The organism is Anaerozeibacter quisquiliarum (genome assembly GCF_051162045.1).
GTDB lineage: Bacteria > Bacillota > Clostridia > Christensenellales > Aristaeellaceae > Anaerozeibacter > Anaerozeibacter quisquiliarum.
In genome coordinates, this window is the sequence record NZ_JBISDI010000013.1 from 36371 (window position 1) to 53182 (window position 16812).

Below are 16812 nucleotides of genomic sequence, written 5' to 3' on the forward strand. Positions count from 1 at the left end.
GATGGAGGGAGAAGAACCATGAAGAGGATCCTCGGTATCGCGCTCGTCCTGCTGCTCGCGCTTGGCATGCTGCCCGGCGCCGCGCTCGCGCAAGAGGGCAAGGCCCTGAAGGTCGCCTACATCCCTAACTCGATGTCCAACGAATCGCTCGCCTACGGTTTCAAGATGCTTCAGCAGTACGCCGCCGACTATAACATCGAGGTGACGGCCTTCGACGGCCAGTTCAACGCGCAGGTCGAGGTCGCGACGATCACCAACTGCATCGGCCAGGGTTACGACGCGCTGATCCTGTGCCCGAGCGACATCAACGCCGTGATCCCCGCGGTCATGGAAGCGAAGGAAGCGGGCCTGATCGTCGCGCTGTACGCGGCGGATCTCGCCGAGGAGTACCAGTCGCTGCGCGACATCTTCTGCGGCGTCAACGACAACAGCGCCGGCGAGGAGGCCGGCAAGGCGTTCGTCGCGCGCTTCCCGGATGGGGCGAACGTCGTGGAGATCGGCGGCCAGGCCGGAACCGACGCCCAGAACCGCCGGCACGACGGCTTTGGCGCCGCAACCGCCGGCTCGAAGATCAACGTGCTGTCGTATCAGGCGTGCGACGCCTGGGCGACCGCGAGCGCCATGGCCATCATGGAGGACATGATCGTCAAGTTTGGCGATCAGATCCAGGGCGTGTTCTGCCACTGGGACAACGGCGCGACCGGCGTCATCGAGGCGCTCAAGAACGCCAAGATGGAAGGCGTGTACGTCGTGGCGGTTGACGGCTGCCGCGCGGGCTTCGACCAAGTCAAGGCCGGCACACAGAGCGTCTGCATCAGCCAGAGCTTTAAGAACATGTCCATCCGCACGCTGGAGTGCATCCGCTCGGCCGCCGACGGACAGAGTTTCGAGGCCGTCAACTTCATCCCGCTCGACGTCGTGACCGCGGAGAACATCGATACCTTCGATTATCCGGAGTGGTAGCAGACCCCGCCGCGCCAAGGTGAGACGACGCAACATTTCGTAGGGGCCGATGCTTAAATCGGCCCCTACGGGAGAAGGAGCGAGACGATGAAGCACGACCCGTCCGAAATCATCCTGTCCGTTGAGAACGTCTCCAAGGCCTTTCCGGGCGTCAAGGCGCTGAGCGACGTCTCCATTTGCGTGCGCCGGGGCGACGTGCACGGCATCGTCGGGGAGAACGGCGCGGGCAAATCGACGCTGATGAAGATCCTGTCCGGCGTCTATGAGAAGGACGCCGGCACCGTGGTCTTCGAAGGCGAGAGCGTCGATTTTACGACGCCCATCCAGTCGATTCGGCGCGGGCTCAGCATCATCTACCAGGAGTTCAACCTCGTAAACTCGATGAGCGTCGGGGAGAACATCTTCCTCGGGCGCTTCCATGAGGTGGGCGGCATGAAGGGCACCCACCGCCGCGCCCGGGCGTTGCTCGACAGCATCGGCAGCACCATCGACACGCGCCGGCTGGTCTCGGAGTTGAGCTGCTCGGAAAAACAGATGGTCGAGATCACCAAGGCGCTTTCGTACAATTCAAAGCTCATCATCATGGACGAGCCGAGCAGCAGCCTCACCGAGGAGGAACTGAGCCGCCTGGGCGCGATCATCCGCACGCTGCGCGATCAGGGCATCTCAATCATCTACATCAGCCACAAGCTGGACGAAATCTTTGAATACTGCGACCGGGTGACGGTCATGCGCGACGGGCGCGTCATCGACACGCGGGACACCCGCGACCTGGGCCGCGCCGAGCTGATCGCCATGATGGTCGGCCGTCCCATTGAAAGCGAATACCCGGAGCGGCCGCGCTGCGTCGGCGATGCGATCCTCACGGTTCGCAACCTCAACACGCGCAAGCTCCACGACATATCCTTCACGCTGAGGCGCGGCGAGATCCTGGGCCTCGTGGGGCTCGTCGGCGCGGGGCGCACCGAGATCGTACGCGCGCTGTTCGGCGCGGACAAAGTGCGGGGGCACGAGGTCACGCTGAACGGCAGGAGCGTGCGCATCCGGGGGCCCGTCGACGCAAAGCGGCTGGGCATCGGCTTCGTGCCGGAGGATCGCAAGCTCCAGGGGCTGGTGCTGCCGTTTTCGGTCCGGAGCAACATCTCGATGGCAAGCCTTGGCAAGATCGGCCCGCGGGGCGTGCTGCGCATGGCGCGGGAGCGGACGATCGCCGACCGCCACATCGCGAGCCTCGCGATCAAGACGCCCTCGCAGCTGACGCGCGTGGAGAGTCTGTCCGGCGGCAATCAGCAAAAGTGCGTGCTCGGCCGGTGGCTGGAGACTGAGCCGAACATATTGATCCTGGACGAGCCGACGCGCGGCATCGACGTCGGCGCGAAGTACGAAATCTACCTGCTGATGAAGCGCATCGCCGAGGGCGGAGGGGCGATCCTCCTGATCTCGTCGGAGCTGCCGGAGGTGCTGGGCATGAGCAACCGCGTGCTGACCGTCACGGGCGGGCGCATTACGGGCGAGTTCGACCCCGAACGGGCCACCGCGCAGGAGATCATGAGCCGGGCCATCGGCTAGGAGGGAGGCGGACGCATGCGCATCAAAAGACTGCTTCAGGACAACCTGGTCCTGCTCACGATCGTGCTGCTGGCCGCCGTCACGGCCATCGTCGAGCCGGGCTTCTTGTCGTCCGCGAACCTCGTCAACATCCTTCGGCAGTTCGGCCCCTTGAGCTTCGTCGCGCTGGGCATGACGATGGTCATCATCGGCGGGTTCATCGACCTCTCGGTCGCGGGCATCATATCGCTGGTCGCGGTAGTGACAATTTCGCTGATCGACCCCATCGGGCAGGTCGGCGCGCTCGCGGTGGGCGTCGCGGCGGGGACGGGCATGGGCCTGCTCAACAGCCTGCTGATCCTGAGCTGCGGGGCGCTCACGAGCGCGGAGGCGCTGTTCATCACCTTCGGCATGAGCTCGGTCTACAGCGCGGCCGCGCTGCTTTACACCGACGGCGCGACGCGGCACATGTCATGGCTCAGTTCGAAGCTGACGGTCTTCGAGGCGATCGGCTCCGGCGGCGTGGGCATCCTGTCGGTATCGTCTCTCCTGTTCCTCGCGATGATGGCGGCGCTCTTTTTCTTCCAGACGCGCACGCGCCGGGGTCGGGAAATCTGCCTGACGGGCGGGAACAAGGTCGCGGCGGCGTTGGCCGGCGTCCCGGTCAAGCGGGCGATCGCGACGGTCTTCGCCATTTCCGGCGCGATGAGCGCCATCGGCTCGATCGTGCTGTTTTCGCGGATCACGACCGCCTCCCCGCTGCTCGGGCAGGGGTACGAGACCAACGCCATCCTCGCGGTGGTCGTCGGCGGCACGCCGATGGCGGGCGGCAAGGGCAGCGTCGTGCGCACGATGCTCGGCGTCATGCTGGTCACGCTGCTGTCCAACTGCATGAACCTGCTGAGCGTGTCAACCTATATGCAGTCGGTGCTGCGGGGCGCGGTGCTGATCGTCGCGATCTGGCTGGACAACCGCAGAGAAAGGTAGGCTCGTGCGTATGGATATCCGCTTGAGGGAACAAGCCCACCTCGCGGCGCGCGCTTGGCGCCATCTCACCCGGCAGAAGGCCGTCGTCGCGATCGGCGCGATGCTCGTGGGCATGCTGTTCTTCGACACGAAGTTTTACACGCCCTACAACCTGATGGACATGCTGAAATCGGCGGCCATCGTGGAGATCCTGGCGTTTGGCGTGACGATGCCCGTCCTCTGCGGCGGCTGTGATTTTTCAATCGGCGGCACGATGAGCCTCGCGGGCATCCTGACGATCCTCATGATGGGCGCGCTGCCGCTGTGGGCGGCAATCGCGGCCGCGGTGCTCGCGGGCGCGCTGATCGGGTTCGTCAACGGTTTCTTTGTCGCGCGGCATCGGACGGAGCCGTTCATCATCACGCTGGGCATGGGCATGCTGCTCAAGGGCATCGGCCAGCAGCTGACCGACGCCCATCCGATCTCCGCGCCGAATCTTGCGTTTATGAAGCTCGCCAACGGCAAGCTCATCGGCTCGGTCCCGAACCTGGTCGTGATTATGGCGCTGTGCTTCATCGCGGTGCACGGCCTCTTGCGCTACACCGCCTTCGGGCGCAATTGCTACGCGATCGGCGGCGACTATGCCGTCGCGCAAAACTCCGGCATAAACGCCGTGCGCATCAAGTGGGTCACCTATGTGCTGTGCGGCATGATCGCGGCGGTCGGCGGCGTGCTGCTGTCCTCGAAGCTCAACACCGGCTCCTCGCTCTACGGCGACGCCACCGCGCTGACGGTCAATTGCGGCTGCGTCGTGGGCGGCACCTCGTTCGCGGGCGGCGTCGGCGGCGTACCGCAGACCTTTGTCGGTCTCTTGGCGATCCAGTTGCTGGAGAATTGCATGAACATGCTCGGCATCAGCGCCTATGTGCAGCAGGTCTGCAAGGGCGCAATCATCATCGCCATCATCTGGTCGGACTGCTTCGGCAGAAAGCGCAAGCGCGAGGCGGTATAAACAGAAGGCCACCGACCCGCCATAACCCATCACGCATAGCTCATCTCCGCCAAACCGACCGTGACCGCGCCCCCGCCCAGCGCTTATCCGGCCGCGCCCGGACGACCGCCCGGAGCGCGCGCCGACAAGTAGCGCCGACAGCAACAGCGCGCTCTATTTCCATATTGTACATACACGCCTTTGGTGATATAATCATAGAACCCCGAAAGCTTCCCTTTGCCAAGCCTGATTTGCCGCCTGGCCTTTGGCGCTGGCGACGCCGTGGCGTACCTTACACCGAAACCTTCCAAAACGGATACTGTCTGCTGTCGTTACTTTAATTATGGAAGGGGATGCATCGACATGAGCATTCGCCTGATGCACCGGATGGGCGCGCTGCTGATGGCGCTGACGTTGCTTTGCGCACCCGCTTGGGCGAAAGCGTCGCCGCGCGCGCGCAAGCTCACGCTGTCGCACAAGGCGCTGACGCTGTACCTCGGCGCGGTCGGCACCGGGCAGGGCGCGCAACTGCAGGCATCGGTTGCGCCGAGCGGGGCGGACGGCGCGCTTCGGTGGAGCAGCAACAAGCCTGACGTGGTCGGCGTGGACGGTCAGGGCATGGTAACGGCGCTCAAATTGGGCAAGGCCGTGATTACCTGCAGGACCCTCGACGGCAGCCGTTTGAAGCGCACCGTGAAGGTGACGGTCAAGCCGCTCGTGCCCACCGCCCTTACGCTGTCCGAACCCTCGATGACCCTGGCCCCCGGCGAGCAGAAACCGCTCGGCTGGACCCTGTCGCCCGACAACGCCTACGACCAGCGCGTGATGTTCCTGAGCTCGCAGCCCGCCGTGGCCCGCGTGTCGGCGGACGGCGTGGTCTCGGGCGTCAAGGCGGGCAGCGCCACGATCGCCGCCTGGACGCTCGCGGGCAAGCTCACGGCGTACTGCAATGTAACCGTGCGCCCTGCCGGGCGCGATACGCCCGATGTGTACTATCTGGCAATCGGGCAAGCCGGCTACCGCGCAGACAAGGCGCTGCCCGATGCCCGGGAGGATGTGAAACGGTTCAAGAAGACGATCGATACCGCCTCGCCGGGCCGGCCTCCGACCTTCGCATCCGGCCGGGTGCTGCAAGATTTGACGGGCAGCCGCCTGCGCGCGGCGCTTCAAAGTCTGTCGGCGATGGGCATGACCGATGACGACATCACCTTCTTCTATTACTCCGGGCACGGCGCGGACAGCGAATCCCGGCGTTACCGCGGCGCGTTGGTCGGCATCGACGATGCTGTGGTTTCGCTCGATGAGCTGCGCGGCCACCTGGACAAGGTACCGGGCACGGTGGTGGTGATGCTGGACAGCTGCCTGTCCGGTCAGTCGATTGAGCCCAAGAACGCCGGGGAGCGGGACTGGATTGCCTACAGCCAAGCCGTGATCGACGCGTTTCGGCCGGGCAGTACGGCCTCGGGCGCGCGGTCCAAGGCCGACCAGCCGCTGTTCGAAAACCAACCCGGCAAGTACATGGTGCTGGCCGCGTCCCGACCGCGCCAGTCGAGTTGGTCGTCCGGCGCCGGATACGGCGTGTTCACCTATTTCCTGTGCGAGGCGGCGGGCATCACGGGCGAACGGTCGCTCAAAGACATGGGCTACATGCCGGGCGACAGCGACCGCGACGGCCGCCTGTCGCTCAGGGAGACCTACGACTACGCCGCTCCCCGCATCTTGAACTGGACCCGAGAGGAAGGTGCCGATCCGCAAAACATGATGGCCTGGTCCGCAAACGACGCGTTCCCCATCTTTGCGCGGATTGGGTAGCTTTCCATCGAAATCACCACCACGTTCATCGGACGGATGGGTTCTTCGTACTGGCCAAGCCCGAAAGCGCAGGCTTAGCGGCGCGACGCCAGAGCGCTGACAAAGCTGTCAGCGCTCTGCGCGTTGCCGACAGGCGGCGCTTCTATGTTTCAGGACGGGCCCGTTCCCGTCGCATGACACAAGGGATGCAGCACCGTAGCCCCGGCTTCCGCTCAGAATTCGTCTTCGAAGGTTATCCCAACCTGGCCCCGCGGCCATCCAAGCTTCCCGGGATTCTGTAATCGCTCGCCCCGGATGAAGAACTGCCGGCCCCAAATCGGCTGCGCCGGAGCTTAAGTTTTTGTAATTTGAGCCGATATAAAGGTAAATGAAACAATGGATGGGGTGAATGCCCGGTGAAGGTGGTCATCTTGGCTGGCGGGCTGGGCACGCGCATCTCCGAGGAATCCCACCTGCGGCCCAAGCCCATGATCGAGATCGGCGGTGCGCCGATCCTGTGGCATATCATGAAATATTACGCCCATTTCGGCCTCAGCGAGTTCGTCATCTGCTGCGGCTACAAGGGTCATATCATCAAGGAATACTTCGCGAATTATTATCTGCACCGCTGCGACGTCACCTTCGATTTCGCCAACGGCAACGGCATGACCGTGCACAGCAACGTCGCCGAGCCGTGGAAGGTGACCGTGGTGGACACGGGGCTCGAAACCCAAACCGGCGGTCGCATCAAGCGGATCCGGTCCTATATCGGCAATGAGACCTTCATGATGACCTACGGCGACGGCGTGGGCGATATCGACATTCACGCCCTGCTCGATCAGCACAAGGCCTCCGGCATGACGGCCACGCTCACCGCCGTTCAGCCCAGCGGTCGCTACGGGGTGTTGGATTTGGACGAGGACAAGAACTGCGTCGTCGGCTTCCGGGAGAAGGCCAAAGAGGATTCCAACTGGATCAACGCCGGCTTCATGGTGCTGGAACCGACCGTCTTCGACTACATAGAAGGGGACGCCACCCCCTTCGAGCGGGAACCCATGATGGACCTGAGCGCCGCCGGTCGGTTGGGCGTATACCTCCACTACGGCTACTGGCAGTGCATGGATACCCAGCGCGACAAAGCCGCGCTGGAACACCACTGGAACAGCGGCCATGCGCCGTGGAAATTGTGGGCGGACGCATGATCTCCGTCATCATGCTGACCTATAACCGGGAACATATGGTGGGACGCATGATCGAATGCGTCCTCGCCCAGACGCACCGCGATTTTGAGTTTATCATCGTGGACAACGGCTCAACCGACCGTAGCGGCGCGATCGCCGATGAATACGCTGCGAAAGACAGCCGTATTCGCGTCATTCACCGTGAGCGTGGGAATATCGGCAGCGGGCGCAACGCGGGGCTTGATGTAGCGCGGGGAGACTATATCGCCTTTGTGGATGACGACGATACCTGCACGCCGGATTTCCTGGAATTCCTTTACAACCTTGCGCTTGGGAACGACGCCGACGTGGCCATCTGCGGCGCGGCCGACAAGGCGTTTGACGAGAAGAAGATCATGACCGCCGAAGAAGCACTGATTGAGCTCATGTGGCGCAAGCGGTACAACATGGGGTTTCCGACGAAGATGCTCGCGCGCAAACTTGCGACACAGATTCGATTTCCCGAAGGCGATAAATACGATGATATCTCGCAAATGCACTGGCTGCTGGCTCTTGCGAATCGCATCGCCTACCATGGACTGCCAAAGTACACCGCACATCGGCACGAGGGCAACAATTCTGCATGGACGACTGCGCACGAATTGCTGGACAGCGCGACGCTCGATGAATATCTGCGCGCCTACCGGTCGCGGACGGAGTGGTTATCGGAGCGCTTTCCAGAAAGCGCAGCAGCTTGGCGCTATTTTGAGTGGTCGTTTATGATTTCGATGGTGGAGAAAATCAGCCGGTTGGGGATCAAGGGTTGTAATGGACAACTGAGTGAGATGTTGCGGACGCTTACCCAAAACAGAGATGAATTCTGTTCCGGCGAATGGATTCAAACCTTTGAAAGCGAATGGATGGAAATGTATGCTAAAGTTGGCTAAGTTCTCTCTGGTCATCGTAACCCGCTGCAATTTGCGGTGCAGGCTGTGCTGCGAGTATGTGCCGCAAAACAAGCCTTTCCCCGATATGACGGTCGAAGAAGCAAAGGAGATATTGTCATCCGCTTTTGCCGTGATCGATCGAATTGGAACGCTGCATCTCACGGGTGGCGGCGAGCCCTTCTTGCATCCGAAACTGGCTCAATTGATCGAAACGTCGATGGAATATCAGGATCGATTTGATCGATTGATGCTGTTCACCAACAGCACTATCCCGATTCCCGATGAGTTGCTGGGCGTGATGAAGCGTTATAGAGAGAAGATCCTCGTGCAAACGTCCTTGTACCACGTCAAACCCGATCGGGAAGAAGCGACGTTGAAGCTGTTGACCGAAAACGGCGTAGCCTGCAAGGTAGAAAAGTATTATGGCGACGACCAGTCTTTCGGGGGCTGGGTGGATTTTGGCGGATGGGAGCCGCGCCATAGAACGCCGGAAGAACTAGAAAGAGTATTTCACACCTGTTCGGTGACGCAAGTGCTTCAAGGGAATTGGCGCACCCGGGACGGCAAGGTGCATTGGTGCACGCGTTCCCAGCGCGGCATGGAATTGGGCTTGCTCCCCGACAACCCCGACGACTATGTGGATTTGCTGGATCGATCCGAAAGCCGTGAGGTCAAGCGTACAAAATTTGCAAAGATCGAGAATGCCAAGTACATTTCTGCCTGCGATTGCTGCAGCGGCGATGCGGGCACGTCGGATCACGAAAAGCGTTACCCGGCGGCGGAACAGCTTTGAGCGGAGGGTGCAGCAATGGCAGAAAAACTGACGGCGAAGATATTTGATTTCTTTATCACCACGAAATGCACAATGAACTGCGAACTCTGCGCGGCGGCTGTCCCGTACAACCCCAATCCTTGCCATACCCCAAAGGAGCGTGCTTTTCGGGAAATCAAAGAGTTTTTTCAAATTTGGGACTTTGCCGAGCGGGTTGAGTTTATCGGAGGGGAGCCTTTGATGCATCCTCAAATACTCGAGATCGTCGAAGAGACCCTAAAATACCGCGATCAGTTTGATCGTCTAAGAATCACGACCAATGCCACCATTGTACCAAAGGATGATTTGTTAGAACTGGCGCGCAGCTGCGGGAAGTATTTTGACTTTATTGTGGACGATTATGGTGAGCATTCAAAAAATCTGAGGCCACTCATAGAGAAGCTGGAGCGATATGCTATACCCTATCGTGTGGATGTATACCATGGTGAAGATCAGCGCTACAATGGATGGATACACTTTGGTGATTACGAGGAGTACGGCTATTCTGCAGAAGAGGTAGACGGTGTATTCCAGCGGTGTATCGCGCCGAAGAATGCGTTTACTTGCGTAAATGATGGGAAAGCATTTTCGTGTTGCTATGCTATGTCTTTATATTTGGTGAAAGGAATTTTGCCCAAAGAAGACGAGTATATCGATTTGATGGACGATGCAATAGCGCTTACACGAAAGAAGGGAATTGCGACGAGCTTTTGTGATAAACCAATTCAAGCCTGCCATTACTGTAAAGGATTTGACAGCGAGAATGCACAACGCTATCCAGCGGCAAGACAAAAGCAAAAACGAGGGGCAAGTATTTATGCACATAAATGACTATAAGGCACTGTTAAAAGCAAAGCTCAAAGAGTTTGAAGGGAAATGTATATTCTTATATGGCGCAAAGAATATGGGGAGAATTGCCCATAAGCTTCTGCAGCATTACCATGTCGGGGTGATGGGGTATATCGTATCTGGGAAGACGCCTAAAGAAGGGTATATGAACGGTATACCGATATATGGTCTTGACGATCTTCCGGAAGTACCGGCTAAAAATACCGTTGTTGTTCTTACGCTGAACCAGATGTATCATGAGCAAGTGATATCGTCACTGCGCAGCAGGGGCATCACATGCATCGACGATAGCTTTGTCGAGTTTCAGTATTACTTTTTTGCCGATGTATTTGCTCGTCTATTTGAGCAAAATGGGATTGACTTGTCTGGAGAATTGCTAGAAATAGGAAACTATCGCCAATTGAACCCGTATATACATTCCAATATGACCAGCTTTTTTCTGGAAGCTGGAGATTTGATGTTGCCTGCAATCTTCAACAATTATGATTTCTTGACTGAGGGAACTTACGAGTATGACAATGTCGTGCTGACAGAAGGAGATATTGTGCTGGATTGCGGCGCAAATATCGGTTTGTTTAGTTGCTGCGCCGCTTCCAGGGGGTGTACTGCTTATGCGTTTGAACCTATGGTAGGAAATTTGACAACGATACTCAAACAGCACGCTCGTCTTTATGACCCACTAATCAAACCGGTTCCATATGCGCTCGCTGATCGTATAGGTCAAATGGAAATCAACGTGGCCCCCTCTCCCGATGTTAGTGCATCCTTAGTCAGTGCTGATCATGCTGAATCTACCGAAATGGTGAAGGTTACGACAATCGATCGCTTTGTTGAGGAATCAGGGCTGAACAGGGTTGACTTTATTAAGGCGGACATAGAAGGCGCTGAGCGCCTAATGCTTGCCGGGGCAAAGGAGACGCTTAAGAGATTTTCGCCAAAGCTTGCCATATGCACCTATCATTTACCGGATGATCTACAGGTATTGGAGGAGATCATCAGGGAAGCAAATCCGAAATATCATGTTGTACATAAGTGGGAAAAGCTGTTTGCGTGGGTGAAATGAGCTGAAAAATATTTGGAGGGACTTATGGGTTTTGAAACAAAAACGCACCTCGCTTCCCAGCAGCGGAACAACTATGACGATATTTGATGGTATTTTTCCGCTTGGCATGGGCACCAATCGATTTAAGATTGATGGCCCCGATGACGAGCGAGGTGTTGAGTCCGCTGCGGCCATCGTGGCGGCGGCACTGGATGCCGGTGTATCCTATGTTGACGTAGGGTATAGTTATTCTAGGGGAATGGCCGAAACAGTTTGTAAGCTTGCTTTCAAGCGCACAAAAGCGAAGCGGAATGTAACCATCAAGTCTTCCTTTATCGCGGATATGAGGGCGGATGACGCTCTGAGAAGGGTGGAGACCTCCTTTTCCCATATGGAGATCGACCATGCCGCATATTTTGTCGTTTGGAACATCGAAAGCTATGCGCAGTTTGGGGCAATCATGCGTAAAGGTGCTTTGTATGAAGGCGCATTGAAGGCCAAGGAGCGTGGCTTGGTCGACCATATCTGCTTTTCTACCCATGCTCCCGCAGCGGAGATTGTTAAAATCATCGAGAGTGGCGCTTTTGAGGGCGCGACCATATCGCTTTCCGTACTGAACAGCAGTGTGATGCAACCCGTTCTGGAATGTGCCACCCGAAACGATGTCGGCATTGTGGTCATGAATCCGCTGGGCGGGGGTATCGTGCCGCAAAACAGTGAGTACTATTCCTTCTTGAAGAACGCCGATGAAGATCATGTGGCCACCGCTGCGCTCCGATTTGTAGCGGCGCATCCGGCGGTAAAGGTCGTATTGTCTGGCATGAGCACCATGGAAGAGCTTCGGCACAATTTACGCGCGTTTCAGGCGGACAACGCAGAGAGTGATTGCGACAGGATTAAGCGCGTGTACGCGGGTTTGCGCGGGTTGGATGGCTTTTGCACCGGATGCGGATATTGCGATGGGTGCCCGGTTGGGATTCCGATTTCGTCCTATATGCAGAGCAACAATGCCAGACTGTTTCAGCCAACTCCGGCATACAACCGATCGGAGCCAGAACTCCTGAAGAGTATCCAGTTGTTCCGCAAGCTGTACCTGGACTTTCACATTTTGCCTGAGTGCAGCGACAATCCTTGCATCCAATGCGGGAGATGCGAAAAGCGCTGTACGCAGGGGTTAAAGATCATGAAGGCATTGGAAGAAATACATGCCAATATGCAAAGAAGGGCCTTCTGCCAAGACGCGCGCAAAGAACGGCTAGGGGCTTTGCTGCATAACAAAGGGTACAAACTGGTGGGCTTCTATCCCGGAGCGGGATACTCTAACGAGGTCGTCCGCTTATATAAAAGCTTCTTCGGGCAGCCGGATTTCAAGATCATCTTCTTTGACAGCAACCCCAAACTGTGGCACTCCTCAAATGAGGGCATTCCAGTCTACCCGCCGGACCAGATCGCGGCATTGCAGCCTGAGATCATTGTTGTCAGCAATTACATCTATCAGGATGAAATATATGCCACGATAAAGTGCTATGAGCGGGATGGTATCCACATTGAGAAGTTGCATTGCCCGGACGATGTGCCATGGGTGTTTTAGGAAAGGGAGATCGTAACATGAGCAAGTTGATTGTGTTGACCGTAGCCTACAATGCTGCAAAAACGCTGCGTCGCGCAGTGGACAGCATACTAAAGCAAACCTACCACAATTGGACATATTATATCATTGACAATGGATCGATTGATGATACCAGAGAGATTATCGCGGAGTATGCGCAAGAAGATGCACGAATTGTCCAGTGGAACTACGATAAAAATTATGTTTATAGAAGTTATGATATAATTCAAGATATTGCGAGGGCCGATGCGGGTGACTATTTGGCCATTCTTGACAGCGATGACGAATACAAACCGAGTTTCCTCAAAGATATGCTTTGCTTTGTGCAGGAACATAATTTGGATTTTGCGACTACTGGCAATGAGTTCATCAGTGCCACAGACGGAAGCCATTTGGGGAACAGGGCATTCTCTGAGCATGTGATATGCGTCGAGACGGGATTTTCGTATCTCGAAGCCTATTATGGCTTGCTTCGACCGGTATGGGCAAAGTTCTTTTCGCTGGATATCTTGAGGCAGATAGATTATGGCTATTTGTACGATATCAGATATGGCGCGGATACGGCATTCTGCCTTGATGTGGCGAAGCGTTGCGATAGATTCGGCATATTGGCGGGTTCGTACTACAAATACTATGTAAACCCGAAATCCGATTCCTACACGTATGACCCTGCCCGCTTTGAAGCAGATCGATGCCTTTATAAAATTGCAAGGGGTTTTTTGCTTGAGAAGTGCGGGTATGTCACCGCGCATAACGAAGAATTTTTGCTGCTGGTCTACATGAACGCCATTAAAGACACGCTAAATGTGGTGCTGAATGCAAGGGTGCCGGTGGACGAGAAACTTAGTGGGGTACTCGGCATTCTTTCGCATGAGTACACAAAGCAGCTCGCGGCAAAGGAGAACTTTGGTGCCTCGTTCGGCGATGCTATGTCGTCGACAAAAGGGCGAAAGGATTTGTTCGCAAACGTGGCAGATTGGCTGCTTTCCCTACAAGAAGTCCCGGACGAGCAGGTAGAAAGCTTTTGCGATATGGGCGAATTCGCTTGTGCCGCTGCCGAGCATGCCGATGGATGGGTGTTCTTCAATAAGCTGCGGATACGGCTGTTGATCGACCAGGGGCGCGCCGAGGAAGGGCGCGCGAAGCTCGGCGAGCTTGAGGAAGTCTTGCCCGGAGATGTCGATCTGGCGGCTTTTCGGGCACAACTGTCTCAATAGTCCCCTACATCACTCCCCCCCAAACCAAATACTGATAGACCATCCCGCAAGTCGCGACAACGCTCAGCGCCATGACCGACGCCTCCGCGCGCTTGTCCTCGGTCAGCGCGGTCAGCATCGGGTAGAGGGGGTACATCGCGGTCAGGTAGCGGGGGCCGGAGAGCAGCCAGGTGGGGGAGATGGCGAGGTAGATGTACAGCAGCGCATAGGCGGCGTCGCCGGCGTTTAGCTTGCGGTAGGTCGCCGTCAGCATGCCGATCGAGGCGAGGATCGAGAGCAGCTGCGGGATCCAGGTGCCCCATTGCAGGGTGGCGTCGCGGTAGTGGATCGCGTTGCTCAGCGTGTAGCGCAGCGTACCCGACAGGCTGCCCATCTGCTGCGACCAATGCTCGCGCTGGTAGGTCAAAAACCGGAGCGGGTCGCCCGACACGCTGAAGTTTAGGTACAGGTACGCGAGAAAACCCAGCGCCACCGGCAGGCAGCGCAGCGCGCAGATCAGCGCGCGCTTTAGCTCGCCGCCCTTTTTTTCGCGTACGACGAGCAGCATCTCGTAGAAGATGGGCACCGCGGCGAGCAGGCCGAGCAGCCGCGCGCTCGACGCCAGCGCGGCCAGCGCGATCGCCGGCGCGAAGCGGCGGCGGCGCGCCATCAACACGCTGACGAGCGTCAGCAGCAAAAACAGCGATTCGCTGTAAGGGATCGAGAAGAAGAACGACAGCGGCGTGAGCATCATCAGCAGCACGGCGCGCGCGGCGCTCTGCGCGCCGCCGTCCAGCTCGACCAGGCGGTACAACGCCCAGCCCGCGCCGAACAGGCAGGCGTTCGACACCAGCACACCCGCGGCGAACGCGTCGATGCCCAGCGCGACGAAGCCGCGCAGGATCAGCGGGTACAGCGGGAAGAACACCAGGTGCAGCCGCGCGTCGCCCTCATTGACGTACCACGAGCGCGCCAGGCCCAGGTAGTGGTTGGCGTCCCAGCGCGACCATAGCTCGGCGCTTCTCAGCGCCTCGCCGCGCGTGGCGATGGCCGCGACCAGCAGGATCAGCGAGCGCGACAGCAAAAAAGCCGCGCCCACCGAGATCAGAACGTCGCGGACGGGGGCGCGCTTGCGCGCGCGGCGCTTGGCGGGCGGCGGGCCGGCCAGGCGGGGCAGCACGTCGGCGCGAAACGGCAATACGAAGTAGCGCGCCAGCAGCACGACCGTGAGAAGGCCCATCAGCACGCTGGCCAGTGCGGGCACGGCCCACAGCGCGATCAGCTTGGCCACGCCGCGTCCTCCAGCCATTCGGGCATCAGCCGCCGCTCGATGGCGAGCACCGGCACGCCGAGGTCGGGCGTTTCGGCCAGCACGGCGGGCAAGGCGCACGCGCACACCACCGGCACCCCGGCCGCGGCCGACACCTGTTCGAGCAGCTTTTGCCCCTCGATCAGGTGAGCGGGTTCGGTCTCCCGGCCGAGGTTGGCGTTGTTGATCAGGCCGGTGACCTTCATGCGCGCCCGGCCCGCGACGCGGCCCATCAGGCGGATGATCTGGTCAAGCGTGGCGGAATAGGGTCGAAACGGGTTGACGACGTAGTTCAGCGCGGCGCTCTGTGCGTCGAAGTAGGGCTTGTAGCCGCCGAGCGCCGCCGCGCCCGCGTCGTCGCCGCCCACGTCGAGCACGGCAAACAGCTCGGGCCGCGCGAACACGCCCATCACATCGGGCGCGAGCACCGGCAGGTCGACGCCGGTCAGCGCGTAGGGCGGCGCGATCAGTTCCACGCCGCGTTCGTTCAGCAGCGCGCCCTGCTCGGCGCTGCGGAAGAACGGATTCACGATGTCAAGGTCTACCACCGCCGCCGCGCGCCCGTCCGCGCGCGCGCCGATCGCGAGCGAGAGCGCGATCTCGCTCTTGCCGCTGCCGTAGTGGCCCACCATGACCTGGATGCGCGGCCCCGCGCGCCAGGGTTCAAACCGATTTGTCATTGTGCACCTCACGAATGACTTTTTCTGCGCGCTTTCCGGCTGAGCGGCGTACCGGTCTTGGGCGCGTAGCTCGAGCGGTAGCCGATTCGCTCGTCGTAATCGCCCCCGTCCATGTCGTCGTCAAGCGGCAGCAGCGTCGCCGCCGGCGCGTCGTCCTTGTCCGTCGGGATGAGGGGATCGTCGCCGGGCGCGCCCGACAGCACCGAATAAAAGTCGTCGTCGAGGTCGCCGAGGTCGGCGTCGTTCATGGCAAACGGGTCCTCGTCCTCGGCGCGTTTGCGCCGGCTGAGCGACAGGAGGCGCGACTTGCGCTCGCGCGGCTTGCGCGGCGCGTCGTCCCATTCCTCGTCGAAATCGGCAAAATCGGCGAAGGCAGGCGTTTCCTCAAAGGCCGCGTCCGGTTCGCCCGCGTCGTAGTCCGGGAAGAGGTCTTCGCGCCCGTCTTCCACGGCGTCGCCCTCAAGCTCGGCCCAGTCGTCCGCATCGTCGCCCGCCGCCTCGTCAAAGGCCAAGTCGAAGGCGTTGTTGAACGCGTCGCCGTCAAGGCCATCGTAATAATCGTCCGCGTAGTCGCGGTCTTCCGCGTCGTACCGGTCGTATTCGCGGGCGTATTCCTCGTCTCGGTGCAGCACGGCGCTGCGGAAGCGGCGCGGGGGTTCGCGGTCATCCTCAAGCTCGTCGTCGAGCACGATGCGGCGCTTGCCCACCCACAGCCAATACGGCCGCCAGCGCAGCATCCACACCAGCCAGTCGATCGCGATGCCGATCGCGATCAGCACCACGAGCAGGCTCAGCCAATGCGCGCCGAGCCAACTCAAGAAGGCCGCGCCGCCGGACGCGCCGCTGCCCGTCGATTGAAATCCCGCCGCGACGGAAGCGGCCAGGCCGCGAATCCAGCCCAGCATGGCGTTGATAAACCCCTCGGCGTAGCCAGATTGTCCCATGGATGA

At 59.2% G+C, this 16812-nt stretch carries 15 protein-coding genes; 12 read left to right on the plus strand and 3 right to left on the minus strand.

What is annotated here, in order from left to right:
• Positions 1-18 precede the first annotated feature (18 nt).
• From ACH6CV_RS07545 to ACH6CV_RS07600, 12 genes are all read left to right on the plus strand, one after another.
• Positions 19-963: a sugar ABC transporter substrate-binding protein gene (locus tag ACH6CV_RS07545; protein ID WP_456357570.1), complete on the plus strand. Its 945-nt coding sequence runs from the start codon at positions 19-21 to the stop codon at positions 961-963.
• A gap of 87 nt (positions 964-1050) precedes the next feature.
• Positions 1051-2532 (plus strand): sugar ABC transporter ATP-binding protein, encoded by a 1482-nt coding sequence (locus ACH6CV_RS07550; RefSeq protein ID WP_456357571.1) that lies wholly within the window; start codon positions 1051-1053, stop codon positions 2530-2532.
• A gap of 15 nt (positions 2533-2547) precedes the next feature.
• Positions 2548-3498: an ABC transporter permease gene (locus tag ACH6CV_RS07555; protein ID WP_456357572.1), complete on the plus strand. Its 951-nt coding sequence runs from the start codon at positions 2548-2550 to the stop codon at positions 3496-3498.
• Positions 3499-3508: 10 nt separating this feature from the next.
• On the plus strand, positions 3509-4489 hold the full coding sequence (locus ACH6CV_RS07560) for an ABC transporter permease (RefSeq protein WP_456357573.1): 981 nt from the start codon (positions 3509-3511) through the stop codon (positions 4487-4489).
• Between the two features lie 342 nt (positions 4490-4831).
• Positions 4832-6280 (plus strand): Ig-like domain-containing protein, encoded by a 1449-nt coding sequence (locus ACH6CV_RS07565; RefSeq protein WP_456357574.1) that lies wholly within the window; start codon positions 4832-4834, stop codon positions 6278-6280.
• Positions 6281-6675: 395 nt separating this feature from the next.
• Positions 6676-7461, plus strand: a complete 786-nt coding sequence (gene rfbF / locus ACH6CV_RS07570; protein WP_456357575.1) for a glucose-1-phosphate cytidylyltransferase — start codon at positions 6676-6678, stop codon at positions 7459-7461.
• Positions 7458-8366 carry a glycosyltransferase family 2 protein gene (locus tag ACH6CV_RS07575; protein ID WP_456357576.1) on the plus strand — a complete coding sequence of 303 codons (909 nt, stop codon included), beginning with the start codon at positions 7458-7460 and terminating at the stop codon, positions 8364-8366. The genes rfbF and ACH6CV_RS07575 overlap by 4 nt, the downstream gene beginning before the upstream one ends.
• Positions 8350-9159, plus strand: a complete 810-nt coding sequence (locus tag ACH6CV_RS07580) for a radical SAM protein (RefSeq protein WP_456357577.1) — start codon at positions 8350-8352, stop codon at positions 9157-9159. Before ACH6CV_RS07575 ends, ACH6CV_RS07580 begins: the two co-directional genes overlap by 17 nt.
• Before the next feature lie 15 nt (positions 9160-9174).
• A complete protein-coding gene (locus ACH6CV_RS07585) occupies positions 9175-10008 on the plus strand; it encodes a radical SAM protein (RefSeq protein ID WP_456357578.1) in 834 nt (277 codons plus the stop codon).
• Entirely contained in the window at positions 9995-11089 is a 1095-nt protein-coding gene (locus tag ACH6CV_RS07590) for an FkbM family methyltransferase (protein ID WP_456357579.1), read from the plus strand. The genes ACH6CV_RS07585 and ACH6CV_RS07590 overlap by 14 nt, the downstream gene beginning before the upstream one ends.
• Positions 11090-11120: 31 nt before the next feature.
• Positions 11121-12659: an aldo/keto reductase gene (locus ACH6CV_RS07595; protein ID WP_456357580.1), complete on the plus strand. Its 1539-nt coding sequence runs from the start codon at positions 11121-11123 to the stop codon at positions 12657-12659.
• Positions 12660-12676: 17 nt separating this feature from the next.
• Positions 12677-13894, plus strand: a complete 1218-nt coding sequence (locus ACH6CV_RS07600; protein ID WP_456357581.1) for a glycosyltransferase family 2 protein — start codon at positions 12677-12679, stop codon at positions 13892-13894.
• A 4-nt stretch (positions 13895-13898) separates the two neighbouring features.
• Here ACH6CV_RS07600 and ACH6CV_RS07605 read toward each other — a convergent pair whose 3' ends face one another.
• From ACH6CV_RS07605 to ACH6CV_RS07615, 3 genes are read right to left on the minus strand one after another with little or no spacing between them, the layout of a single operon-like run.
• The gene (locus ACH6CV_RS07605) at positions 13899-15164 is read right to left on the minus strand and encodes a mannosyltransferase family protein (RefSeq protein WP_456357582.1); all 1266 of its coding nucleotides are present in this window, start codon (positions 15162-15164) and stop codon (positions 13899-13901) included.
• Positions 15152-15862, minus strand: coding sequence for a cobalamin biosynthesis protein CobQ (locus ACH6CV_RS07610; protein ID WP_456357583.1), 711 nt, complete (start codon positions 15860-15862; stop codon positions 15152-15154). Before ACH6CV_RS07610 ends, ACH6CV_RS07605 begins: the two co-directional genes overlap by 13 nt.
• Before the next feature lie 8 nt (positions 15863-15870).
• A complete protein-coding gene (locus tag ACH6CV_RS07615; protein WP_456357584.1) occupies positions 15871-16806 on the minus strand; it encodes a hypothetical protein in 936 nt (311 codons plus the stop codon).
• Positions 16807-16812: the final 6 nt, after the last annotated feature.

Coding starts and splice junctions, on each gene's coding strand:
- ACH6CV_RS07545 (WP_456357570.1), top strand. CDS start 19: ATGAAGAGGATCCTCGGTATCGCGCTCGTCCTGCTGCTCGCGCTTGGC.
- ACH6CV_RS07550 (WP_456357571.1), top strand. CDS start 1,051: ATGAAGCACGACCCGTCCGAAATCATCCTGTCCGTTGAGAACGTCTCC.
- ACH6CV_RS07555 (WP_456357572.1), top strand. CDS start 2,548: ATGCGCATCAAAAGACTGCTTCAGGACAACCTGGTCCTGCTCACGATC.
- ACH6CV_RS07560 (WP_456357573.1), top strand. CDS start 3,509: ATGGATATCCGCTTGAGGGAACAAGCCCACCTCGCGGCGCGCGCTTGG.
- ACH6CV_RS07565 (WP_456357574.1), top strand. CDS start 4,832: ATGAGCATTCGCCTGATGCACCGGATGGGCGCGCTGCTGATGGCGCTG.
- ACH6CV_RS07575 (WP_456357576.1), top strand. CDS start 7,458: ATGATCTCCGTCATCATGCTGACCTATAACCGGGAACATATGGTGGGA.
- ACH6CV_RS07580 (WP_456357577.1), top strand. CDS start 8,350: ATGCTAAAGTTGGCTAAGTTCTCTCTGGTCATCGTAACCCGCTGCAAT.
- ACH6CV_RS07585 (WP_456357578.1), top strand. CDS start 9,175: ATGGCAGAAAAACTGACGGCGAAGATATTTGATTTCTTTATCACCACG.
- ACH6CV_RS07590 (WP_456357579.1), top strand. CDS start 9,995: ATGCACATAAATGACTATAAGGCACTGTTAAAAGCAAAGCTCAAAGAG.
- ACH6CV_RS07600 (WP_456357581.1), top strand. CDS start 12,677: ATGAGCAAGTTGATTGTGTTGACCGTAGCCTACAATGCTGCAAAAACG.
- ACH6CV_RS07610 (WP_456357583.1), bottom strand. CDS start 15,862: ATGACAAATCGGTTTGAACCCTGGCGCGCGGGGCCGCGCATCCAGGTC.
- ACH6CV_RS07615 (WP_456357584.1), bottom strand. CDS start 16,806: ATGGGACAATCTGGCTACGCCGAGGGGTTTATCAACGCCATGCTGGGC.